We start from the raw sequence: 23,898 nt of genomic DNA on the forward strand, positions 1-23,898 counted from the left end.
TTTACACAACCAAACTTAATAGTTTGTTAATGTAAACTGATAAGTAACTGAATAAACCATCAAAAAATAGTCAATTCGAATAAAGGTAGGAAGTTAAGCAGCAAAATTGCTATTTAGCTGCTTATTAAAAGAGCATAAAAAAGGAATGACGCGATTAAACAGCAATACACCGTTATTTTTTATCACTAATAGCCTGAATATAATAGCCTAAACTCGCATGAGAAAGTTCTCCCATATGACTGGTAACTAACTCACCTTGGCTATTATAAAACAAAGTGGTTGGTAAGCCCGCAGCACCTGATTCGCGACTCACATTACTACTTTGATCAAAAAACACATGATTTAGGTCGAGTTGCTGTTCATCAAGGAACGCTTTTACCGTGTGTAAGTCTTCGCCTTGATTGACAAATGCCACCGTGATATTCGGGTTATTTTTTTGAGCCGCTTGCAGTACCGGCATTTCTTTTCGACACGGCGGACACCACGACGCCCAAAAGTTAATCACCACCGGCTTACCTTTGAAGTTTTGTAAGTTAACTTGCTGCCCTTGAATATTATGCACAACAGACTGCGGTAACTGTACACCCGTTTGGTAAATAGACAGCGCAAAGTTAGGAATGATCATTGAACAAAATCCAACAAACCCAGCAATAACGTAGTGTTTCATTACCGCTTTTTTACCACGTGCATAAAATGCTAAAACCACTATACCGCTGAGCCAGCCATAATAACCAATAAAGCCGCCATCGCTAATATTAAAAAGCTGCCACCAGTTACCTTGATAGGCATCCCACATAGTAAACACAAACGCTAAACGCGAGACTAAAAAGCCCACCACAATTGCTTTAAAAACAGTGTCTAAAATCGCTTTTTGTAATGGATGTTGGCGTGTTAATAAATAGGTAAGCCCCCAAAAAATGCCTAACCCTAAAAAAATGATCAACTGAGAAATGGAAATAACTAAAGGCCCAAGAGAAATACTTAACATTGCTGTCGTCTACTTATAATGTATTTTAGTACTTAAAATAACCGGTACATAGTGTGAATTAAAGGCTAACAATAACATAGCCTAAACTGTACTGATTATTAATAACGCATAATAGGTTATGTATACCAGCAGCAATACAAAACCTATTTACCTAGTTAACCTTGTTGCTGTATGTACTCCAACGCAGTCATTTTTTTATAACTTACATTTGAGTGCAATACATGAGTAGGTTCAGGATCAACAATTTCAATAGGAATAGCGTAATTACGTGCAATCTCTAATGCCATTTGGGTAATATTAACGCTGAACGAAGTACCCATAAACACCATTTTATCGGCATCAATCATTCGCTGCTGCGCTTCAGTAATGCGGTATAGCTCGGTGTAATATTCATCAAATAACAACACAAAGGGCTTTAAAGAATGATTAAGCTTTGGCTGATGGTTTTCAATATTGAATAACGCAAGTAGAGAGCGATGTAAGTTGCTCTCATCAACATTACTCCATAGCGTAGCTTGTGGTGTAACGTTATCACCTTGATGATGAAATACAGTCATTTGATCAAGCCGACCATGAATCGCAATGTAATTTTTATTTTCCGCCTTACCATCTAGCCCATCAATATTTTGAGTTATTAAGTTTTTATCACTAAGCCAATGATGCACTTCGTTAGGACCATGATGACGATAAGTTGCAAAGCGATGATAATACCAAGCTAAAAACTCACTTGGATTATTTTCATACATTGCACGTGTCGCCATTTCCATTGGCGTATAGTTTTTACTACCAATAGTCCAAAAGCCATCTTCACCGCGAAAGGTGGGAATACCGCTAGCAGCACTTACACCTGCTCCAGTAATGTATAATGTATTCATAAAGTCATCTCTTATATTCAATAACCCTATAATACTTTATAAGATTGTATATTTGTGACCTTTACTCTTTAGCTATTAAATTATTTAAGCTTCGGCCATTTAGCTGAAAATAAAGTTGGGCACCAAGAAAGCTCTTTATATTTTTAATTTCGCTCAAGAGCACTTTAAATCCTTTTTTAATTGTATGTGGGAACTATGCCAAAAATAAACAATAACTAATTAGTTACAATGCACTTAGCTTTCTCAGAAAAACATATAATTAATCTACATATTAAGTAACTAACCCATTAACCTCACATATTTTTCTGCCAGCTCATCTATAGTTTCTCGGTGATTAGGGTCGGGCTTTATACAATCAATGGGGCATACGCTCACGCACGTTGGCTTGTCGTAATGACCCACACATTCGGTGCATTTATCTGAATCTATTTGATAAATTTTAGCGCCCATATAAATGGCTTCATTTGGGCACTCGGGGTCGCACATATCACAGTTAATGCATTTATTATTTATTAATAAAGCCACTTTCTAACCTCATTGCTTATTACTAGCATAAAATTACAGTCGTAAATTATGCACTTTATTCTTTGTTACTTTATTGATCTCAAACAATAAAAAATTTTGAAATTACTCGACTAATTTCATTCATGCAGCTATTACTTTTTTGGCAAACACTCGACGACTTAACTCGTTTATATGACTTAACAAAAGTGCCAACTCAAGGCAAGAATGCGCCAACGTCTATCGAACAGGTATTAAAGCGTTATTAAATAATATCGATTCAAAGTTTATGGTAGTTTGTGTTTTTAATTTTAAGCTTTAATTATGATCTCGATTTAACGCGACAAGTTGCAATGTGTTACTTTTACCACAGTGATAAACCCCTTCACTTATTTCTCGCTCTACTTCATGAAAAATAATAAATGAAAGTGCTGAAAAATCATTAATAAACATTGGTTGAGTATATAGAAGCGATTCGTCTTTTGGGCCACCGGTGTTGTTATTAAGTTGCAAAGGCGTATAACCTTCAATTATAAGTACACCATTGTCTGATAATCCAGACACACACTGAGAATGCACCTGCCTTCTAATTGCTGGTGGAAGGTGTGCAAATATCATAATAATTGCATCCCAGCTATTTTCAGCTATTTGATACTGTGACAGATCACTTTGAACAATTGTTATCTCAACTTGTTGCTCTTGTGCTAAGGCTTTAGCCTTAGAAAGGGCGGCACTTGAAAAGTCAACTAAAGTAACTTCGTAACCTAGCTTGGCTAGATAAACAGCATTACGCCCTTCCCCTTCAGCTAAACACAATATTTTTTCGCCCGTAATGTAATGTGTATTTGCTTTTAAAAAATCATTAGGCTCTTTGCCATAAGCATAGTCACTTGATGCAAATCGGTCGTCCCAAAAGTCAACAGGATTATTCATTATTAAGCCTTATTGTTATCAAAGTTAGTAGGGTTGCTAGTCTGATTTATCTGATAACTTCTCTGGTTTTGCCATCCACTCTCTGCCTTTTAACATGCCTAACCAATAAATAGGCGGCAACAACTTTTCTTTTAGTCGCCAAGCAAGTCTAGATGGGCGTTTACCATTAATAATCCATGACGGAAAGCTATTCATTACTTTACCACCATAACCAAATTCAGCTAATACGACTTTGCCAAGTTCAACAGTCAGTGGACAGCTACCATAACCGTTATATATAGCTTGATATTTAGATAATCCTCTCGCATATAAAAGATTAGTAGCAACAACTGGTGCCTGCATTCTTGCAGCAGCAGCCGTTTTTGCGTTTGGCGCATTAGTAGCATCACCTAATGCAAAAATATTACTAAACTTTTTATGCTGTAGTGTTGATTGGTCAACATCTATCCAGCCATTTTCATCGACAAGTGGGCTCACTTTAATAAAATCTGGAGCAGATTGAGGGGGCACGACATGCAACATATCAAATTTAACTTTTTCCACAGATTCATTTTCGCCATTAACCACTTTAAAAGTCGCTATTTTTTGCTTTCCATCAACAGCAATTAACTCATGATTGAAATTCATATTGACATCGTACTTTTTAATATACTCTAGTAGAGCAGGTACATACTCTTTAACACCAAAAAGAACTTCGCCTTTATTGTAAAACTCCACATCTATATTATTAATTACTTTGTTTTTAAACCAGTAGTCGGATGATAAATACATGGCTTTTTGGGGAGCTCCGGCACACTTTATCGGCATTGGTGGCTGAGAGAACACCGCCTTTCCCTTCTTGAGGTTTTGCACCAACTCCCAAGTATAGGGTGCTAAATCGTACCTATAATTTGAGGTTACGCCATTTTCACCTAATGTTTCGCTGAGCCCATCAATTTTATGCCAATCAAGCTTAATTCCAGGACATACTACCAAATGTTCGTACTTAACCGTTCTACAACCGTCAATTATTATCAAGTTTTCATCGGGTATAAATGCAGCTGCTGCACCTTTAAGCCACTTTACACCATCAGGTATTACCGACGCTGTAGTTTTAACCGTTTGTTCAGGAGTAAAAACCCCTCTGCCAACTAATGTCCAACCAGGTTGGTAATAATGTATTTCATTGGGCTCAATGATAACTATTTCACTCTCTGGTGAACGTGACTTAATACTCGCAGCAACAGCGACACCACCTGCCCCAGCACCTATTATTACAATAGGGTAAGCAAAATCAGCTTTACTGATTTGCGTTTCACCATTATTTTTTAAACGTCTAATAACACCACTTAAATCATAGCCCGCTTTTTGTGATAAATTTAAAATCTCTTCATGAGAATATGTTTTTGGTGCACTCATGGCCCATAGCGTGATTGAGCGAGTACCTGTTCTACAATAAGCTAAAATAGGTTTCGGTAAGTCTCTAACAATATTTTCAAAGTTTTTAATATCATCATCGGTCACCTTACTACTTACAACAGGTAAGTAATGGCAATTTAAGCCTAAATTATTTGCTTGTTTTTCTATTGCAGCAAAACTAATTTGATCAGCCCCCTCACCATCAGGTCTATTACAGACAATAGATTTAAAGCCTTGCTCTTTTATATGCTGCAAATCGTTCAGCGTTATCTGTGCTGATACAGATAATTCAGGTGTTACTCGCTTAAAGGTCATAATCGTTCACCCTCACTATTTGCACTAACCATTGAATAAAGAATCCCTGAACGAGTGCCCGTTCTGCAATATGCAAGAATAGGTTTTGGTAGCTTACTAAGGGCAAACTCGAATTCTTGCTTGTTTTCTTCTGTAATAGCACCGCTAATGACTGGTAGATAATAAGTTAATATACCAAGCTCATGAGCTTGTTCATTAATAGAAGAAAATGAGGGCTGTGTTTCGCACTCACCATCGGGTCTGTTACAAATAATGCTCTTAAACCCCATTTTTAATATTTCCGTACAGTCTTCAATATTTATTTGGGGTGAAACTGATACATCATCAGATAACTTTTTAATATTCATAACATCTCTCCAACTATATTGAATTAACAGGAACTCTAATAAAAGGTTTGCCTGTCTGTTCAGATATTAAAAATTGGCCATTTCTCAAGTTACATTGAATTGCTGGTAGTAGTAATTTAGGCACTGCTAATGTCGCATCTCTTTTTTCACGCTTGGTAATGTATTCTTGCATTGTTACACTTGGCGAGACTTGAACATTTTCAGATTTGGCTTGAGCAATTGAAATACAAGAGAGTGGTGATGAACCTTCTTTAGGGTAATCATGACCTAAGTAAACCTTTGTATCATCACTCAAAGTAAAGAATCGCTGGATTGTATTATATAAATCTTTTGCACTACCGCCTGGGAAGTCACATCTAGCAGTCCCAAGGTGGGGTGCAAACATGGTGTCACCGACAAAAATTGAGTTATTAACTAAATAGCTTGCGCAAGCAGGTGTATGACCCGGTGTATGCCAAACGGTTACATTAAGATCACCAATATTAAATGTATCACCTTCTTCAAATAATACATCGTACTGACTTCCATCGCTTGGCGTGTCATCACACATTTCGAATACAGGTAACCAAGTATCTAATACTTCTTTGATACCGCTGCCAATGCCTATTTTTCCTCCAACCTTTGTTTTTAGATAGTGGGCAGCTGTTATGTGATCTGCATGAACATGAGTCTCTAAAATCCATTCATTCTGTAAATTGTTGCTATTAATAAACTCAATCACTTTGTCTGCATTAACAGTTGATGACTTTCCTGAAAAAGCGTCATAATCAAGTACAGAATCAATAACAGCGCACTTACTTGTTGCTTTATCAACAATAACATAAGTAAAAGTAGCGGTTGTTGTGTCGTAAAATGTTTCAACGTTCATAGTTTTTTCCTTCTAGATTAACTCTTTAGAAATAATAAAAATGGCGATTATCAAAGTGAAAAAGGCAAAGAACTTTTGCAATGAAGCACCGTCTAATTTACTCGCTACTTTTGTTGAAATAGCCATACCGATAAAGGTGGCAACGAGCATAAGTGGAAGCAACGGCACTTCGAGAGAAATACCTGCTTGTAAATCGCCAACAAATCCGAGTAATGATTTAAGCGCAATAATAAAAAGTGAAGCACCAACCGCGTTTTTCATCGGCATACCTAAAAACAAAACAAGTGCAGGTATAATTAAAAAGCCACCTCCAGCCCCTAAAACACCTGTCACTAAACCAACTACAGCGCCTTCAGTCATTATTAAAGCAACTCTAGAACTAGAGTTTGAGATAGCAGGTGCGGAGTTAGTTACAGTTTGAGATTTATACGCTTTACGTAACATCATTACAGCCGATGCCAACATTAAGATGGCAAATAAAACCATAATCGCTGTATTTTTAGTGATATGTATGGGCGACAAAAGTATGTCGTCAGGGATATTTGGCATTAAAAAAGCACGAGTAAGATATACAGCTACAATTGACGGTATCGCAAAAAGTATTGAAGCTTTTATGTCAACTAGCCCTTCACGAAAATATCGAATTGCTCCAAATGCAGCTGTAGCTCCAACTAAAAGTAATGAATATCCAGTTGCGATATCTGGTGAAATTCCCATTAGGTAAACAAGTATAGGAACTGTAAGTATTGAACCCCCTCCCCCTATAACACCAAGAATTAGCCCCATAAAAACGGCCATTAAATATCCAAGAATAACCATACCGCAAACCTCAAACCAAAAAGAATATAATATAATTAAATGTTATAACAACTGAGAGGGAATATGTCTAATTAAAAAAGGTGAATCACGCAATCTATTTTTAAGATAATGGAAAATCAGCCAGCGAAATAATTTTTATCAACATTAAAGCCATTGATTTATATGAATAAAAATCAACATTAGACAACACTAATGTTTAAAACAAACAAACCCAACCTTGTCAATTTAATTTTTAAGATATAATATAACATCTTACTTTTTGTAAGGGCTAAGTATGAATCAAATTAAATTGATATTTTTTTTACTGCTGTTTTCTAATTCTTTATTTGCAAATCAAGACAAGCATAGTTATTCAGAAATAGACCGAATAACTGTAACCGCTTCTCCTTTCGCTACTAAGGTTCTTGATTCTGCAGCAGCAATAAAAATACTAGATGGGCAAGAAAAGAGCTTAAAACAGACTTTATCTTTAGGTGATTCATTAGCCAGTTACAGCGGTGTTAGCTCAATATCAACAGGCAGCCAGTCTGGGAAGCCAGTGATCAGAGGTTTGAGTGGAAATAGAATAAAAATTTTATGGAATTCAGTGGCGCAAGACTTTTTACAGTTTGGTGTTCGTCATCCTCCAGGTTTAACACCTGTAGTGGCCCAAAGAATAGAGTTAGTAAAAGGGCCGATGAGTGTCTTATATGGTGCAGATGCAATAGGTGGCGTTGTTAATTTAATAAGCAGCGATATTCCCATTGGCGCAGATAACATTATTTCTGATGCTAATTTAGGGCTATCGTATCAAACGAATAACTCACAAAAAGATTATAATATGAGTTTGTCAGGTGGCTCAAACCGATGGGGCTGGAACGCAGCTTTAACTGAGTCTGCGGCTGATAATTTCAAAACACCAAACACTCAATCTTATTACGATTCACAAACACTAAATGCTCCGAAGTTTACCGGTAAAATTCCTTTTACAGACTTCAATATTAAAAATGCTGATGTCGCCATAGGGTATTCCGCCCACCACTTAAATGCGGACTTTCGCATAAACATTTGGAATAACGATCAAAACTTCTTACAACCGAATGGCCTTCCTACAGGTCAAAAGTTACGTAACGAAAACTTTGCAGCAAACTTAAATTATGAGTTTTTATCTGAGTGGTCAGCTAATATTAAACTAAGTCTACAAAAGAATGAGAGGGATGCAGTAACAGGCGCTTCCTATCAACAATTAACGGAATATAATAAAGATTTAGCTATCTCTTTAGAGCGAAAGCAAGCCACTATTTCACTCAATCACCCACAAGTACATGGTTGGAAGGGCCAATTTGGCACTGAGCTTGTTAGTAAAAATCAGAATACCTCAATCGGCACACTTGTACCGGATGCTGACTATAATTCCAAAGCGATATTTTTATATGAAGTATTAGACTCAGATCTATATATAGCTGAGTTCGGTGCTCGCTATGACTCAATAAAACAACAAGCTATTAATAAAGAACAAGCATGGGTTAATGATTTTACAGAACACCAATGGCAGGCACTGAGTGGATCAATTGGTATAACATGGAAGCTTGACAACCAATGGCTATTGATGAACAGGATTGCACGAGGTTTTAGAGCTCCTTCAATATTCGACCTTTACGCAAATGGTGTTCATGGTGGTGTGGCTGCATATCAAATAGGTAACCCTGAACTAAAAGAAGAATATTCCTTAAATAAAGAAATTGGCTTAACTTATTTAGGAAATAAACTAGGTAGTACAATAACCTATTTCCATAACAAAATAGACGACTATATATACCAAGCAAACTCCTTATCGTTTGATCATAACTCTTCGCTCCCCATATACGTTCAAAAACAAAACAACGCCACTATAGATGGTGTAGAAGCTGAACTAAATTGGAAGATTAATGAAAAAACGTCCGTCGAAGCAAACTATACATGGATCAATAGTGAGTTAGCGCAAACAACTGAAGAACTTCCTATGATGCCTGCGGATAGTGGCTACATTGCAGTGAATTATTTGTTTGACAATACAAAGCTAACAAAAAATCTACAGCTCAACGCTAACTATTCTTTTTATGCAGATAAACAATCAGCTGGGGCTTATGAGCCATTCTCCCAATATGATGATTTACCTTTTGGAACCGCGTCAACTAAAAGCTATGGGCTTTTTGGGATTAGTGCATCGGCAGATTCACTGTTGCTTGATAAGCCTTTTTTTATTCAACTTAAAATAGATAACCTTTTTGATAAATCATATCGAAATTTTTTAGATACTTATAAAGGTTACACATTAGGAATGGGGCGAAATGTTCGTTTATCTGTATCCATTCCTTTGGTATAACCCTGTGGAGATTAAAATGAAATACCTCGTCAAGCTCAGCTTTTATTCAATTATATTAGGTACTCTCGCAACTGCAATGTTAGATACTTGGAATTGGAGTCGACATTACCTATTTGATACCCCGCTCACCAAATATGAATTTATAGGCCGGTGGATGCTTTATATGCTTGATGGTCAGTTTTACCATGCTTCTATAAAAGCATCTCCAGCACTGCCCTATGAGCTATTAGCTGGCTGGTTAGGCCATTATTTTATAGGTATTGTATTTGCTGCCCTTCTACTCCTTGTATTTGGATTAAAATGGCTTGAAAAGCCAATGTTTAAACCTGCAATAATCATAGGTATGGTTACCGTTGTTATTCCTTATTTAATCATGCAACCGGGTATGGGAATGGGTATTGCCGGTTACTTAACTCCCAACCCCATGTTTGTTATTACAAAGGTAATTGTGTCTCATGTTGCTTTTGGGGTTGCACTTTACATCGGTGGAATATTAATCAAAAGCGTTAAAACTAACAGGTAAAACCAATGCAATAAGCTTCACACCAGCCGTATTACCGTGAGCTGAAAATTAAAAGCGAGTGGCTTTATGAAAAATATACTATCTAATATTTTTAATTTACTACTTTATAACCAAAAGGTGACCTATGAAATACACTGAAAAATTCCAAAACTTGGCAAATATAGCCCAAACTCAAGTCGAAAAAGTAGAAGCCAATACGGTCAACCAGTTGATTGCATCGGGGGCAATAGCACTTGATATAAGAGACCCTGATGAACATGCAAATGGCCATATTACAGGCTCATTAAATATAAGTCGGGGAAAATTGGAAATGCTCATAGAATCTAAGCTTCCAGATTTAAATACTGAAATATTATGCTACTGCAATGCTAATAACCGAGGGGCATTATCGGCGGCCACCCTCAGGTCTATGGGTTATGTAAATGCAAAATACATTGCAGGCGGTCTAAATGAATATAAAAAAGTAGCATAAAAATTATAGATTCTTGTTACAAATGCTTGTCCTGTCCAACGAAAAGGACCGGGATTAGAGCTTAGGTTAAAAGTAAGTACTAATTTAAACTTACTTTTAACTATATATTATTAAAGCCCTCACTTAACTCTAAAAAAACAATTTTTGATATTTAGTTTTTTCATATTATGAACGAAGAAAAGCTAATTACGTTAGGGTCTGTTGATCTTTCAAGGTTAAATTTGCAGCAGTCTGTTTGGTATTTAGGCAAGGCAGAGCCTATGTGGTGTGGTTATTCCCCATAAATAGGCGATAACGCAGCATCAATGCCAAACAGGCGCTGCGCGAAGGGATCTGCCTAGAAGCGATTTACTCTTTGTTGCCTACATGGATGTAGGTAAGGGGAGTGAGCAGGACGCGGAAGCTTTGCCTGGTTTTTACTTAGCCCACTAGGTTACAAACCTCGCGCCGCGATTAAACCGCCCCTAGTTTGAACAAATTTTAATCCGCAAAGGTCAACAGACCCTAATATCTAACCTTGAGTTATAGAGCATTTCGACTTATTTAATTAAATATTAACTTTAAGTATAGACTTCATTCAAAACTTATACTTGTCAGTCATCAAAAATCAACAAGTTAAAATTTACATAAATTAATCAAGCGATATTACTAAATCAGCAGTTTTATTCCTTAAAAATTGAGGGGTTTCATGAGTTAACAACACAATTGTTTTTTTAGCTAACCAAGGAGCCATATTAGCCCATACTCGACACGCCATTGATTCATCAAGATTACTAAAGGGTTCATCTAAAACCACTAATTCAGGGCTTCGAAGTAATAATCTTGCCAAACAAATACGTCTTGCCTGTCCGCCAGAGACAATACCTCCGGTTTCACCCAACCAATAATTTAAACCATCAGGTAAATTAATCGCCCAATCGTATAGCTCTACTGTTTTTAGAACTGACCAAATATCACCCTCTGAAATGCCATCTAAACCTAATATTAAATTATAACCAAGTGTTCCTGAAAAAATGGCATCACTTTGAGGTAGGTAGCTCACTTTTTTATACCAACTATTAGATGCTATCTCTTGCAGGTTTATTTGGTTAATGTAAACACCTCCATGAGCTGAATCAATGCTTTCAATACCCATTAACAAATTAGCAAACGTTGATTTACCAGTACCAGAGCGGCCAATAATTGAAACACACTGGGTCTGTTTTATAGATAAACTAAGAGGCGTATCTAAGCTTTTAGGTATTTTATTATGATTTTTTATATCAATTTTAATATCGCTTAGGGGCTTAATCTCTTTGTATTTACTTGATGGATTAGAACGGGATAAAGCTGCTAGTTTTGTCGCTGCAAAAGAAGTCTGCCCCCAAGAGCTAAAATGATTAGGTAAACTTTGAACAACCTCATAGGTACCTATCAGCATCATTACGAGCATAATTGCTTGTGCTTCACTTATGAGCTGTTCATTAACTGCAAAAAAAGCACTCACAACCACAACAAACAATGCAATATTTAATAATGAATCAAAAATTAGCTGAACATTAGCAATTCTTGCATTCAGCTGTTCTTGCAGAGAGTTAAATAACGCCAATTCGTCAATAATAATCTGCTCATGATGTTGCATTAACCCTATTGACTTTAGCTCAAAGGCGCCACTTAAGTGCTCAATTATTTTTTGCCTAAACTCGTCCATCATACTGGCATATTTATATGAAAGCTTAGCTGTAAACTTGGTTGTTATTGCAATTACTGAGGTAATACCAAATAATAAAAACAAAGCAAAATACAATGCAAAGTCCAACCAAATAAAGCCGGTAAATACAGTTAATATAGTGATCAGTAATACTGAAATAATTGGCGGGACAATATAACGAAGAAGTAAACTATCAAGTGCATCTAAGTTAACCGTTAGCTTACTAAGCCATTCGCTATCAGAACGAGCTCTCAACTGCTCTATGGTTGATTTTGAAAGATTATTAAAAAGAGATAATCTAAAAACAGATATTAATCTTAAAATAGTATCGTGGTTGTAAATTCTTTCTATATACCGAGAGATCGTTCTACTTAATGCAAAAAAACGAATACCGGAGCCGGGTATATATAAATTTAATATAGAAGTAATGCCCAAGCTTATTGCAATACCCGTTAATGCTGTAGCTGTGATAAACCAGCCCGATACCATCAATAAACTCACACCTGAAATAACAGTTAATAAAGCCCAGAAAACACCTAAAAAAAGACGTTTTTTTTGACTTTGGTATAAAAGTTTAAACCAATACTTCATTGTCATCCTCTGTGCTTGTTATTGATAAATCTAAATGGGCATCAGCAATATTCAAAAGTAATGGGTCGTGCGAGGCAACAATTAATATACGCTCTTTTTTAAGTATTTTAAGCGCACTGATAATATATTTTTTACTCAATCTATCTAACTTAGAAGTGGGTTCATCTAATAAAATCAATGGTGCTGGATTTAATAATACTCTTGCAATACTAATACGCTGAATTTGCCCGCCAGATAAACCTTGCCCATGTTCGCCAATAAGAGTATTTAAACCCGTGTGTTTTTGTAATAACTCTTTATCAAGACCAACAATTCGAAGCGCATCAAACATCTGCTCTTTTGTGGCATTAGGTGCTAACACTTTTAAATTATTAAAAACGGTGTCATTTTTTATCCACCCTCTTTGAGGCAAGTACGCAATGGGTGCTGCTTGCGGATAAATACTCATAGTGCCCGCTATCGGTGCTGTATATCCTGCAAGTGTGTTTAAAAGTGTTGACTTACCTGCACCCGAAGGCCCCGTAATACTTAACATTTGTGCTTGTTGTATATCAATATTAATTGTATGAGGAAGTGGTAACTTCTGGTTGTATCCAATGACTAAGTTTTGCAATCTAACCGCAATGTGTTGCTCTGAACCACTATCAGGTACACTTAAATTATAATACTTTTTACTTGTAGTGCTTTTTTCATCACATTCATCGCTATCAAGCAATAAGACGAGGTTATTAGCAGAGCCTAAAGCAGTCGCTCTGTCATGGTAAAATGCAGCTAAATTTCTAAGTGGTTGAAAAAATTCAGGTGCTAAAATAAGAATTGCTAACCCTGAAAATAAAGTAAGTTCGCTTGCGGGTCCCCAATCGATTGACCCATATAAAGAAAAACCAATATAGATTGCCAAGCTAGCAATCGCGACACTTGTAAAAAACTCTAATACCGTTGAGGATAAGAATGCGAGCTTAAGCGTTTTCATTACAACGGTTCTGTAACCTTCACTATTAACTTTAACCTCGTCATAAATTGCGCTTTCTGAGCGCAATAATTTAATATAATCAAGATTTGCCACTCTATCTAAAAAGTGACCAGCCAAACGCTGACGGATCAATGAATACTTCTGATTAACTTTTTCAGCGCCCATTCCCACCAAAATCATAAATAACGGAATAAGAGGCGCAGAAATAAGTAAAAGCAATGCCGATAGCCAATCAAGCCAAGCAATAACGCTTAATATTAAAATAGGAGATATAATAGCTAAATTTTGCTGCGGCCAATATCTAGAGAAGTAGCTATCCATAGATTCAACTTCTTCTATCCATTGAGCTGCAGAGGCCCCTGCGGAGTGTTTTTTTAACACCAAAGGGCTCGACATCCGCCATTTAGCTAAAATTGATAGCCGAATATCATTTCTGATTCGCACACTGGCTTTTTGACTCAAATTAACTTGCAACCTTATAAATAAAGGTTGGCCAATTAGTGAGGTAAAAAGCACGATAAGGGAGCCATATAAATCATTTAATTGTGCTTTTTCAATGAATAAGGAGTGCGCCAAATAGCTAAAAGTAACCCACTGAATTAAAAGAAGTAACGTGGAGGCTGTTCCTGACAATACAGCCGCATATAGTAAAAATGACTGTTTTTTACTGTAGCGTTTTAAAAACAGCTTGCCAGTGAGAGCTGCACTCTCACTGGCGGGTTTATTTTTCTTAAGCATCTAGTGGTAACCAGTATCCTTAACTTTCCCTCTAAATACCCAGTAACTCCAGCTTGTGTAACCTAATACAATAGGGATAACAAAAAGAAACCCTATAAGTAAAAATAACTGAGAATTATACGACGAAGCAGCGTCCCAAATAGTAAACTTAGGTGGGACAATATATGGCCATTTACTGGCTAATAAGCCTATGTAACTAAACAAGAAAATACCCATTGTTGCTACAAACGGCATACCGTCACTTTGCTTTTTAACTGAACGATAAACAACGTAAGCACAATAAATCACTAAAACAGGAATTATCCATAACAAGCTTATCTCATCAAACCATCTGCTCATAACGCTGTCATCGATGTAAGGGGTATAAACACATACAATTGCAAACATAACTAAAAATGCGACTAGTAATTTTGGCGTAATTTTATAAGCCCACTCTTGTACTTCACCATCAGTTTTCATTATGAGCCAAGTACTTCCCAATAATGCATAACCTACAACCAATCCTAATCCGGTCAATATGGTAAATACACTTAACCAATCAAGCGGGCCACCAGAATATACAAAACCCTCTGTTTCAAAGCCCTGTATATAAGCACCAACGACCGCTCCTTGAGCAAATGAGGCAACAATAGAACCTACTGAGAATGACCAGCTCCATAAATGTTTTGACGTTTTTGCTTTAAAACGAAACTCAAATGCAACTCCTCTAAAAATCAGTCCAGCCAGTAATAAAAAAACACCTATATATAGTGCAGGTAAAAAAACAGAATAAACCAGTGGAAATGCCGCAAGTAAACCCGCACCACCAAGTACTAGCCAAGTCTCATTTCCATCCCAGACAGGGGCGACTGAATTCATCATTTTGTCGCGTGCTTTTTCGTTTGGGGCAAAGGGAAATAAAATCCCCTGCCCTAAGTCAAAACCATCCATTAATACATACATCATGATCCCAAAACCAATAATGCCTGCCCAAATAATGGTTAAATCAAATGGTTGTTCCATAATTTATTCCTTTTCATCGATAGCAACATGTGCTGCAGAAAACGGACGCATAGGGCGCTCAATTTCATCCATCTCATGTGGTGCACTCGCCTTTTCTATTCCGCCTTTAAACACTTTTAATAAGTAGTAAACACCAGAGCTGAATACGAGTGAATAAACGATGATATACCCAACTAAAGTAAATAGTGCCATACCGCCGGTTAGTGAAGGGGTTAGTCCTTGAGCATGGGTCATTTGACCATAAATCAACCAAGGCGCTCTGCCAGTTTCTGTTACTATCCAACCAGCTAAAACAGCAAAAAACGGGCTTAAACTCATTAATCTTAAGCCATTTAAAAATAAAGGCGATTTATAGTACTGTCCTTTTCTTCTTAAGATTAAGCCCCACAATGCAAACCCTATCATTAAAAAGCCAAGCGCAACCATGATTCTAAACGACCAAAATACAATAAATACTGGTGGCTGCTCTTCTTTGGACACTTCTTTAAGGCCTGGTACTTCACCATCCCAGTCATGAGTTAAAATGAAGCTGGCTAGTTTTGGAATTTTTACTTCAAAATGATTTGTTTGCTCTTCTTTATCAGGTATTGCAAATAGTAACAGTGGAACACCTTTTTGTGTTTCCCAGTTACCTTCCATTGCAGCTACTTTCATAGGCTGATATTTAAGTGTGTTAATTCCATGAAAATCACCTACAAGCGCTTGTGCCGGAGCTAAGAAAAGTAAAAACCATAATGCGATTGAAAGCGCTTTTCGGTTAGCTTCAAACTCTCTGTTTTTAAGCAGGAACCATGCGCTTACGCCTGCTACAACCAATGCCGCAGTTAAAAAAGAAGCCAAAGCCATATGTAGAAAGCGATATCCAAACGAGGGAGTAAACAATGCCTCAGACCATGAAGAAACATGATAAATGCCATTTACTAATTCTAATCCCTGAGGCGTCTGCATAAGGGAGTTAGCTGCAAGTATCCAAAAAGAAGATATAAATGTACCTAACGCAACCATACAGGCGGCGAATAGATGAACACCTTGTGGCACTTTATCTCTACCGAATAATAGTACACCTAAGAAGGCAGCCTCTAAAAAGAACGCAGTCACAACCTCGTAACTCAGTACTGGACCCAAAAAGTTTGCGGTTGCATAGGAGAAGTTACTCCAGTTAGTTCCAAACTGAAAGGACATGACGATACCGGATACAACACCAATACCAAATACGACTGCAAAAACTTGAATCCAAAATTTAGAGAGCCTTTGCCATATTGGATTACCCGTTTTAAATGATAAGAATTCAAAGCCAGCAATTGTGCTTGCCAAGCCTATAGTGAAGACAGGGAATATTGCATGGAAACACACAACAAACGCAAACTGTATTCGGGATAGTAAAAGTGGATCTAGTTCCATATCCATTCCTAATATTTTAAAAATTACGCTCTGATCTATTGACCTTAGCAGAATAAAATTTATTTAACTCACCAGTAATTCATAACAGTAAAAGGCTTTTAACAGCGCTTATTCCATTTTAATATATGCACCTTAAATTTTAACATAAGGATTATATTTCATCTGATCAAAAAATCAACTCTCAAATAAAATATATAATAAAAAATTCATTGTGCTAATACTAAACTCAGTACTGTTTACACTAATTAGTTGCTTTTAGTTGTTTTATTAGTGTAAACGCGCCACGAATATCACCCACATTAAATCCAATTGCTTTATCTTCAGGGTAATAATGCTGAATAACTTTTTTGACTTCAGGTGTGACTGAGGAGCCATGACAAGCTAAGCACAAACCGCCGGTTGGTATCGCTTTCATGTAACGAAAACTTTGTTCATCGTAATTCGACTTTGCCAATGTATTAACCTCAATGCCTTGTTGTTTGAGTTTTTCAAAATCAACCAGTGTTTTTAGTTCCCATTGATCAGCCGTATTGCTGGTGTTTCTGGTGCGTAAGCTAGTACGACCAACAGACCAACCGTCAGTTGACAACTGCTCAGCTATTTTTGGTGCCTGCTCACTACACACTTTAACACCAGCGCTGAGCCCTCCTTTATTGATAGCTGACTTTAACTGCGACTTTAAACTGCTCGAGAATTCTTTTATTCGCTTTTGTGCTTCTTGCTCCAATACACTTTTATTATTTTCACCAAGTGATGTTGAATTTACAGCTAAAGGAGTAAAACCCATGATTAAAATTAAAACTAAGTAGTTTTTTAACATTACTCTTCCCTCTGAGCTCTTGTAAAATAGATTAACTATAAAAGTAGCTATAATTTTAAAGCTGATTTAGTGGTACTTTTAAATAACTTACACCGTTATTATCTGCAGGTGGAAAATTACCAGCCCTCACATTAAGTTGAATTGCAGGCAAAATAAGGCGCGGCATAGATAGCGTTTTATCACGTGTTTCACGCATTTCTATAAATTGCTCTTTTATTACGCTATTGTTGACATGGATATTAGACTCCTTTTGCTCTTTAACCGTTACGCTATGGCGATAATCTCGATCTTCGTTTGGGTAGTCATGGCATACTTGAATCGTTGTTTCATCCGGCAAAGCCAATACTTTTTTTATCGAGTCAAAAAGCTGTGAACTGCTCCCACCCGGAAAGTCACAACGCGCAGTTCCAACGTCCGGCATAAAAATTGTATCTCCAACAAATACAACACTTTCATCAATTAAATACGCCAAGTCGGCAGGTGTATGCCCAGGTGTATGCATTACTCGGATAGTAAGTTCACCTATATGAAATATTTCACCATCTTTAAATAATTTATCGAACTGAGTTCCATTTGGTAGAAATTCTTTTTCTAGGTTAAATAACGTTTTAAATGTTTTTTGGACCGTTTTAATATGTTCACCAATCCCAATTTTTGCACCAAATACCTTTTTGAAGAATGGAGCACCTGAAATATGATCAGCATGTGCGTGGGTTTCTAGCACCCACTCAAGATTTAGCTCATTTTTCTTAATATAATTCGCTATTTTCTCAACCCCCTCCTCAGAAGTGCGGCCAGATTTATAATCGAAGTCCAATACAGGGTCTATGACTATAGCTTTCTTTGTCTGTTTATCAAAAATGACATAGCTAAATGTTTCACTGTCTTGATCAAGAAATTCTTGTATCTCATAGTTTGTTTTCATAAATATTCCCTCGAAGTTAGCCCTAGGAGAAATCCTTGGGCTAACGTTTCATTAAACAGTATTAAAGAGATTTTTTACTAAAGTACCAATCAACATAATCGTATCCTTTATCTTTACGACCAGCAGCGTCTTCAACGGTATGCGGTGGAGGTACAATAACTGGTTCGCCTTCTACCCAATTCTCTGGTGTAGCTACTGAATTTTCATCACTTGTTTGAAGTGCTTTAACTAAACGTAAAAATTCATTTACTGAGCGACCATTACTCATTGGGTAATAAACCATCGCTCGCATTACCCCCTCAGGGTCAATGATAAACGTAGCTCGTACAGCTGCAGTATCGCTTGCACCAGGTTGAACCATGCCATAAGCATGAGCCACTTCCATTGAAAGATCTGCAATAATTGGGAAAGGTATATTCACACCAAAGTTTTCTTCAATGTTACGTACCCAAGCAATATGCGCATGAATACTGTCAATCGATAAACCTAATAATTCAGTATTCATCGCTGAAAACTCTTCTGCTGCATTTGCGAAACCCATGAACTCGGTAGTACATACCGGAGTAAAGTCTGCTGGATGCGAGAAAAGCACTAACCACTTACCTTTGTAATCTTCAAGTGTACGATTACCATGAGTTGTCTTCGCATTAAATGCAGGTGCTGGCTTGTTTAATTGTGGGAACTGTAATTGTCTTTCATTTTGTTCAGTCATAACATTCTCCTAATTGATGTTTATCGTTTTGACAAGATCAATATCGCATAAGCATATAACTAAAAGCAATATCAAAAAACAGATTAACTTAATCAATATTATCGATGAAAAAGTAAGCTTTAAGAGTTAAAAAAGATTACCAACCTCGAAAAGTAAAACTCAATTTTATAAATTTAGTAAAGTATTCACCTTTTATATTAGAATAATCTAATATAAAGTACAGCTTGTTCTAAATAATTTTATTTCATGAGGAAAATAAAAAATGCAACCAAAAGAAATATCTGCAAATGAAGCTTTCATGTTAATTGAAAGGGAAGATGTAGGAATAATTGATGTTCGTGAACCAGCAGAACACATGACTTCACACATAGAGGGCTCTGAATTACTCCCTTTGAGTAAACTAAAAGGAGAAGATATTAAACATGAGAAAAGCGCTTATATAATATATTGCCAAAAAGGCGGTCGTGGTAAAAGTGCGTGTGAAAAGTTACTTGCCCATAACCCAGATTTGAATATATACAATATCAGCGGAGGCATAAATGAGTGGGTCAATGAAGGATATAATGTTCGTAAAGGTGAAAAATCAATTTTGCCACTAGATCGTCAAGTTCAATTATCTATAAGTACTCTAATTTTAGTGTTCTGTGCTCTTTCTTTAACAATTTCGACCGCTTTCATTTGGCCAATAATATTTATTGCAGCAGGCTTGTTTGTTGCTGGCGCAACCGGTTTTTGTGGTCTAGCAAGAATTATAGCGTTGATGCCGTGGAACCAGAGAGTATAATTAAAAACAAGTGCCCTCAATTACTGAATTAAAAAAGGTAAATTTTATGCGAATATTAACAGTCATCTTATTATTGGCTTCTACTATTAGTTTCAGTGCTTTTGCAGACGATAATAAGGCAGGCACTAAACCTAAGCTTTTATCATTTATAACATCTGACAACACACAAACTCAGTTAATGGGTATGGTTTTATCATCACAAGCTTTAAAACAAGGTGCTGAGGTCAATATCCTTTTATGTGGGCAAGCCGGCGATATTGCACTGATCGATGCTCCTCAATCAGTTTTAACACAGCTAAAGCCTAAAAATATGAGCCCACAAAGCTTAATGAAAAACATTATAAAAATGGGGGGAACAGTTCAAGTTTGCGCTCTTTATCTACCTAATAGAGGTGTTAAAAAAACTGATTTGATTGAAGGTATTACCCCTGCTTTACCTCCCCACATAGCTAAAAAAATGCTTGATGCTGAAACAAAAGTCATATCATTTTAATCACTGTGAGTAACTGATTCAGGCATTACGATTCGTATTGTCCTGAATCAACATAAATCTAGAGCGTGTAGATCCCCCAAGCTCTATTCTATTAGAAGCTATTCATGCTAAGTGTGTTTAGCTTTTTATACTGTTCTAATATGGTTATGTGTTTTCAAATTTTTTAGTTAGTGCAATTTGCTTTTTTGAGCCGTTTTTAAGATACTAAGTAAGTGCTGACGAGTTACGTAAAATCGTAGCACAAACCATAGCACGACAAAGTAACAACCTGTTTTTAAAGACTTTAATTGAAAACCTTATAACTGTCACAGTTAATGCATTTGCTGTTTATAAGTAAAGCCATGATTAAACTCTCTATTATGAAACAGCTTGTTTGAAAGGATTGCGGGTGTCTTGGTTTTCATCTAGGTTGCGCATCAGTATCGCGTGCTCTAAATCAATGTTGTCAGGCAGTGGAATTTTTACGATATGGCCTGAGCCTTTAGCATCAGTAATGCTTTCGCCTTTTTTATTTTCCATACTTTCTAGGGGAAAACTAATATTGCCTTTCGGCGTCATTAGCTCTAATGAATGACCAACACAAAACTTATTTTTTACATCTATTTCAACCAAACCATTAGCATTACGCCCTAATACCTCACCCACAAATTGCTGCTTGGTAGATACAGAGTGACCGTATTCGTAATTTTGATAATCTTGATGGGCGTGGCGTTTTAAAAAACCTTCGGTATAACCGCGGTGTGCAAGGTTCTCAAGAGTTTTAAATAAATCAGCATCGAATGGTTTACCTGCAACCGCATCGTCAATCGCTTTACGGTATACCTGTGCGGTACGGGCAACATAATAAAATGACTTAGTACGCCCTTCTATTTTTAGGCTATGCACCCCCATTTTTGTTAGCTGCTCTACGTATTGCACGGCGCGTAAGTCTTTTGAGTTCATGATATAAGTACCATGCTCGTCTTCAAATGCAGGCATATATTCACCCGGGCGACCTTGCTCTTCTAGCATAAATACATCATTACTTGGTGCGCCTTCACCTAACGTAGGTATAACCGTTTTAGGGTCAATTTTATGTACCATTTCACCGGTTTCGTTTTCTGTACCAGGTTTAACATCATACTCCCAACGACATGCATTGGTGCAGGTGCCTTGGTTGGGATCGCGTTTATTAATATAGCCTGAGAGTAAACAACGCCCTGAATAAGCCATACACAGTGCGCCATGCACAAATACTTCTAGTTCTGTTTCTGGGCACAGAGCACGAATTTCGCTGATTTCTTCAAGCGATAGCTCGCGAGACAAAATTACCCGCTCAATACCTTGTTTTGCCCAAAACTGTACGCTTGCGTAGTTCACTGCATTGGCTTGTACTGAAAGGTGAATAGGCATATCGGGCCATTTTTCACGTACTAGCATAATTAACCCAGGATCTGACATGATCAATGCATCCGGTTTCATAGCAATCACCGGCTCTATATCACGTAAATACGACTTAACTTTTGCGTTATGCGGGGCAATATTCGACACTACATAAAACTTTTTATTCAGCGCATGTGCTTCGTTAATCCCTATTTGTAATGTATCTAAATCAAATTCGTTATTGCGCACTCTTAAACTGTAACGCGGTTGGCCGGCATACACAGCGTCGGCACCATAGGCAAAGGCATAACGCATGTTTTTTAAGCTGCCTGCAGGGCAAAGTAATTCAGGTACAAATAAGGTTGAAGAAGAAACAGCTGACATGTGCGCTCCATACATCGAACCGGGTTCAAGCCGGTTGCATGAATAATTAAGGGAAATAAAGCGCGCAAGTATAATGAGATGGCAAAAGAGAAACCTTGATCAAGATCATCAAAATTTCTCTTCTGCGCTAATAAATGAAGAGCTGTAAATTTAAGTTATTTTTTACTGCTTAATTGGTTCGAGAATTGACTAACGGCATCAACAACTTGTTGCGCGCCTTTTTTAATATCACTCATTACATCACCAGATTCTTTGGAGAGCGCTAGGCCTTGTTGCGCTTTATTTTTACCTTGCTCAATTACTGCAACGGTTGATTGAGTTAAATTTTGGTTTTGCTGTACAACGTCCACTATTTCTTCGGTAGCTTTACTGGTTCTGGAGGCAAGTAAACGCACTTCATCAGCCACCACCGCAAATCCACGGCCTTGCTCGCCTGCACGCGCGGCCTCAATAGCCGCGTTAAGTGCCAATAAATTAGTTTGATCAGCAATACTGCTAATGCTCTGCACTATGCTCGCAATGAGTTGCGACTGTTTATCTAATGCTGAAATTTCTTGAGCAGCTTGCTCCATTTGTACCGACAGTTCGTTCATAACCTGAACTGTTTTTTGTACCACTTCAGCACCTTTATCAGCGTTATTATCAGTTTCGATAGAAGTGCCATGCGCAATACTCGCCGCTTGCTCTGTAGCCAGTTCTCTTTCTACTTGGTCAGTGATCACTGTGGCAAATTTAACTACTTTATAGAGCTCATTTGCTTCATTAAAAATCGGATTATATGAAGCCTCTAACCAAACTACATGGCCGTGTTTATCAATACGTTTGAACCTACTCGCAATAAACTCACCATTACGCAAACGTTGCCAGAAGGCCTGATACTCTTTACTACTCGCTTCTTGTTCGTCACAAAACATACCATGATGCTTGCCCACCACGTCTTGTCTTGAATAACTCATACTTTTTAAAAAGTTGTCATTAACACGTAACACCATACCTTGAGTATCAAACTCAATAACCGCTGTTGAACGATGCAATGCTTTGATTAAATCTTCGTTCTCTCTTGAACTCTCAATTATTTGTGTAAGCACAGTGCAATGCAGGGTTAAATACTCAAGCTGACCTTGCTCGTTTTTTATAGGATGTAAAATGCAGCGTAACCAATCCCCTTGTCCGTTTGAGTGGGATACTTGGATAGCGCCGGCAAAATGTTCTGCTTTACTTAGCGCTTTTTTAAAGACATGAAAGTCCGCGTTATTTCTAGCATTTTCAGGTATGAAGTCTAAAATGTTTTTATTAATTATTTTGTTATTTGAGTAGTTAAACTCTCGCTCAAAATTTTTATTTTGTCTTAAAATAGCACCTTGCTTATCAAGCTCTAACACCAGCATTTCACTGTCTAAGCTTTGCTTAACCTGCTCCCTTACAGAGAGCTTACTTTGTAAATCAGCGATTTGATTTTTTAAAGATTGGTTAAAAAACATATTGTTACCTTAGTGTTTAAATGTATCGGCATGCATATTGAGTCTATAAAAAGTGTACTATGAATAAAAAGTCTCACCACTTAAACAAAAGTATAGCTCATGTTTATAAACACATAGTAAACGTAAAAACATTGTTTTTAGTTCATAAATCGGGGTTAG

The 23,898-nt window shown here is 37.0% G+C and carries 23 protein-coding genes; 6 read left to right on the top strand and 17 right to left on the bottom strand.

Features of this window, described 5'->3' with window-relative positions; all coding sequences use genetic code 11:
• Positions 1-172: 172 nt before the first annotated feature.
• The 3 genes from QL986_RS03345 to QL986_RS03355 form a co-directional block, all read right to left on the bottom strand.
• Entirely contained in the window at positions 173-988 is an 816-nt protein-coding gene (locus tag QL986_RS03345; protein WP_290191177.1) for a TlpA disulfide reductase family protein, read from the bottom strand.
• A gap of 155 nt (positions 989-1,143) precedes the next feature.
• Positions 1,144-1,863: a Sir2 family NAD-dependent protein deacetylase gene (locus QL986_RS03350; protein ID WP_024602760.1), complete on the bottom strand. Its 720-nt coding sequence runs from the start codon at positions 1,861-1,863 to the stop codon at positions 1,144-1,146.
• A 279-nt stretch (positions 1,864-2,142) separates the two neighbouring features.
• Positions 2,143-2,388: a YfhL family 4Fe-4S dicluster ferredoxin gene (locus tag QL986_RS03355; protein WP_058155766.1), complete on the bottom strand. Its 246-nt coding sequence runs from the start codon at positions 2,386-2,388 to the stop codon at positions 2,143-2,145.
• Between the two features lie 122 nt (positions 2,389-2,510).
• Between QL986_RS03355 and QL986_RS03360 the strand changes: the two genes are divergently transcribed.
• Positions 2,511-2,633 (top strand): hypothetical protein, encoded by a 123-nt coding sequence (locus QL986_RS03360; RefSeq protein WP_257720507.1) that lies wholly within the window; start codon positions 2,511-2,513, stop codon positions 2,631-2,633.
• Positions 2,634-2,682: 49 nt separating this feature from the next.
• On the opposite strand, the gene QL986_RS03365 is transcribed toward QL986_RS03360, so the two are convergent.
• Genes QL986_RS03365 through QL986_RS03385 form a run of 5 tightly spaced genes read right to left on the bottom strand, consistent with a single transcriptional unit; the run spans position 2,683 to position 7,044 of the window.
• Positions 2,683-3,297, bottom strand: a complete 615-nt coding sequence (locus tag QL986_RS03365) for a class I SAM-dependent methyltransferase (protein WP_036955265.1) — start codon at positions 3,295-3,297, stop codon at positions 2,683-2,685.
• Between the two features lie 36 nt (positions 3,298-3,333).
• Positions 3,334-5,010, bottom strand: a complete 1,677-nt coding sequence (locus QL986_RS03370; protein ID WP_290191178.1) for a bifunctional protein tyrosine phosphatase family protein/NAD(P)/FAD-dependent oxidoreductase — start codon at positions 5,008-5,010, stop codon at positions 3,334-3,336.
• Positions 5,007-5,357, bottom strand: a complete 351-nt coding sequence (locus tag QL986_RS03375) for a TIGR01244 family sulfur transferase (RefSeq protein ID WP_016900098.1) — start codon at positions 5,355-5,357, stop codon at positions 5,007-5,009. The genes QL986_RS03370 and QL986_RS03375 overlap by 4 nt, the downstream gene beginning before the upstream one ends.
• Positions 5,358-5,370: 13 nt before the next feature.
• The gene (locus QL986_RS03380) at positions 5,371-6,225 is read right to left on the bottom strand and encodes an MBL fold metallo-hydrolase (RefSeq protein ID WP_016900097.1); all 855 of its coding nucleotides are present in this window, start codon (positions 6,223-6,225) and stop codon (positions 5,371-5,373) included.
• 12 nt (positions 6,226-6,237) lie between these two features.
• The gene (locus tag QL986_RS03385) at positions 6,238-7,044 is read right to left on the bottom strand and encodes a sulfite exporter TauE/SafE family protein (RefSeq protein WP_020476975.1); all 807 of its coding nucleotides are present in this window, start codon (positions 7,042-7,044) and stop codon (positions 6,238-6,240) included.
• Positions 7,045-7,318: 274 nt separating this feature from the next.
• On the opposite strand from QL986_RS03385, the gene QL986_RS03390 reads away from it, so the two are divergent.
• From QL986_RS03390 to QL986_RS03400, 3 genes are all read left to right on the top strand, one after another.
• Positions 7,319-9,388, top strand: coding sequence for a TonB-dependent receptor (locus QL986_RS03390; RefSeq protein WP_290191179.1), 2,070 nt, complete (start codon positions 7,319-7,321; stop codon positions 9,386-9,388).
• Between the two features lie 16 nt (positions 9,389-9,404).
• Positions 9,405-9,911: a DUF2938 family protein gene (locus tag QL986_RS03395; protein ID WP_290191180.1), complete on the top strand. Its 507-nt coding sequence runs from the start codon at positions 9,405-9,407 to the stop codon at positions 9,909-9,911.
• 124 nt (positions 9,912-10,035) lie between these two features.
• On the top strand, positions 10,036-10,383 hold the full coding sequence (locus tag QL986_RS03400) for a rhodanese-like domain-containing protein (RefSeq protein ID WP_064664266.1): 348 nt from the start codon (positions 10,036-10,038) through the stop codon (positions 10,381-10,383).
• 631 nt (positions 10,384-11,014) lie between these two features.
• On the opposite strand, the gene QL986_RS03410 is transcribed toward QL986_RS03400, so the two are convergent.
• The 7 genes from QL986_RS03410 to QL986_RS03440 form a co-directional block, all read right to left on the bottom strand.
• Complete coding sequence (locus QL986_RS03410; RefSeq protein WP_290191181.1) at positions 11,015-12,664, bottom strand: ATP-binding cassette domain-containing protein; 1,650 nt, start codon at positions 12,662-12,664, stop codon at positions 11,015-11,017.
• A complete protein-coding gene (gene cydD / locus QL986_RS03415) occupies positions 12,648-14,375 on the bottom strand; it encodes a thiol reductant ABC exporter subunit CydD (protein WP_058155760.1) in 1,728 nt (575 codons plus the stop codon). Before cydD ends, QL986_RS03410 begins: the two co-directional genes overlap by 17 nt.
• Positions 14,376-15,377 carry a cytochrome d ubiquinol oxidase subunit II gene (gene cydB, locus QL986_RS03420; protein WP_016899620.1) on the bottom strand — a complete coding sequence of 334 codons (1,002 nt, stop codon included), beginning with the start codon at positions 15,375-15,377 and terminating at the stop codon, positions 14,376-14,378.
• Between the two features lie 3 nt (positions 15,378-15,380).
• Positions 15,381-16,778 carry a cytochrome ubiquinol oxidase subunit I gene (locus QL986_RS03425; RefSeq protein ID WP_016899621.1) on the bottom strand — a complete coding sequence of 466 codons (1,398 nt, stop codon included), beginning with the start codon at positions 16,776-16,778 and terminating at the stop codon, positions 15,381-15,383.
• A 241-nt stretch (positions 16,779-17,019) separates the two neighbouring features.
• Positions 17,020-17,598: a DUF3365 domain-containing protein gene (locus QL986_RS03430; RefSeq protein ID WP_290191182.1), complete on the bottom strand. Its 579-nt coding sequence runs from the start codon at positions 17,596-17,598 to the stop codon at positions 17,020-17,022.
• Positions 17,599-17,653: 55 nt separating this feature from the next.
• On the bottom strand, positions 17,654-18,523 hold the full coding sequence (locus QL986_RS03435) for an MBL fold metallo-hydrolase (RefSeq protein WP_290191183.1): 870 nt from the start codon (positions 18,521-18,523) through the stop codon (positions 17,654-17,656).
• 61 nt (positions 18,524-18,584) lie between these two features.
• The gene (locus QL986_RS03440) at positions 18,585-19,235 is read right to left on the bottom strand and encodes a peroxiredoxin (RefSeq protein WP_016899624.1); all 651 of its coding nucleotides are present in this window, start codon (positions 19,233-19,235) and stop codon (positions 18,585-18,587) included.
• Positions 19,236-19,497: 262 nt separating this feature from the next.
• Between QL986_RS03440 and QL986_RS03445 the strand changes: the two genes are divergently transcribed.
• Both QL986_RS03445 and QL986_RS03450 read left to right on the top strand, forming a co-directional pair.
• Positions 19,498-20,019, top strand: a complete 522-nt coding sequence (locus QL986_RS03445) for a rhodanese-like domain-containing protein (protein WP_058155756.1) — start codon at positions 19,498-19,500, stop codon at positions 20,017-20,019.
• A gap of 46 nt (positions 20,020-20,065) precedes the next feature.
• Positions 20,066-20,512, top strand: a complete 447-nt coding sequence (locus tag QL986_RS03450) for a DsrE family protein (protein WP_016899140.1) — start codon at positions 20,066-20,068, stop codon at positions 20,510-20,512.
• Positions 20,513-20,869: 357 nt separating this feature from the next.
• Here QL986_RS03450 and yegQ read toward each other — a convergent pair whose 3' ends face one another.
• On the bottom strand, positions 20,870-22,258 hold the full coding sequence (yegQ, locus tag QL986_RS03455; RefSeq protein ID WP_013462935.1) for a tRNA 5-hydroxyuridine modification protein YegQ: 1,389 nt from the start codon (positions 22,256-22,258) through the stop codon (positions 20,870-20,872).
• A gap of 155 nt (positions 22,259-22,413) precedes the next feature.
• On the bottom strand, positions 22,414-23,739 hold the full coding sequence (locus QL986_RS03460; RefSeq protein WP_290191184.1) for a methyl-accepting chemotaxis protein: 1,326 nt from the start codon (positions 23,737-23,739) through the stop codon (positions 22,414-22,416).
• Between the last annotated feature and the right edge of the window lie 159 nt (positions 23,740-23,898).

Origin of the sequence: Pseudoalteromonas sp. APC 3250, assembly GCF_030407915.1 — a bacterium.
Classification (GTDB): Bacteria; Pseudomonadota; Gammaproteobacteria; order Enterobacterales; family Alteromonadaceae; genus Pseudoalteromonas; species Pseudoalteromonas tetraodonis.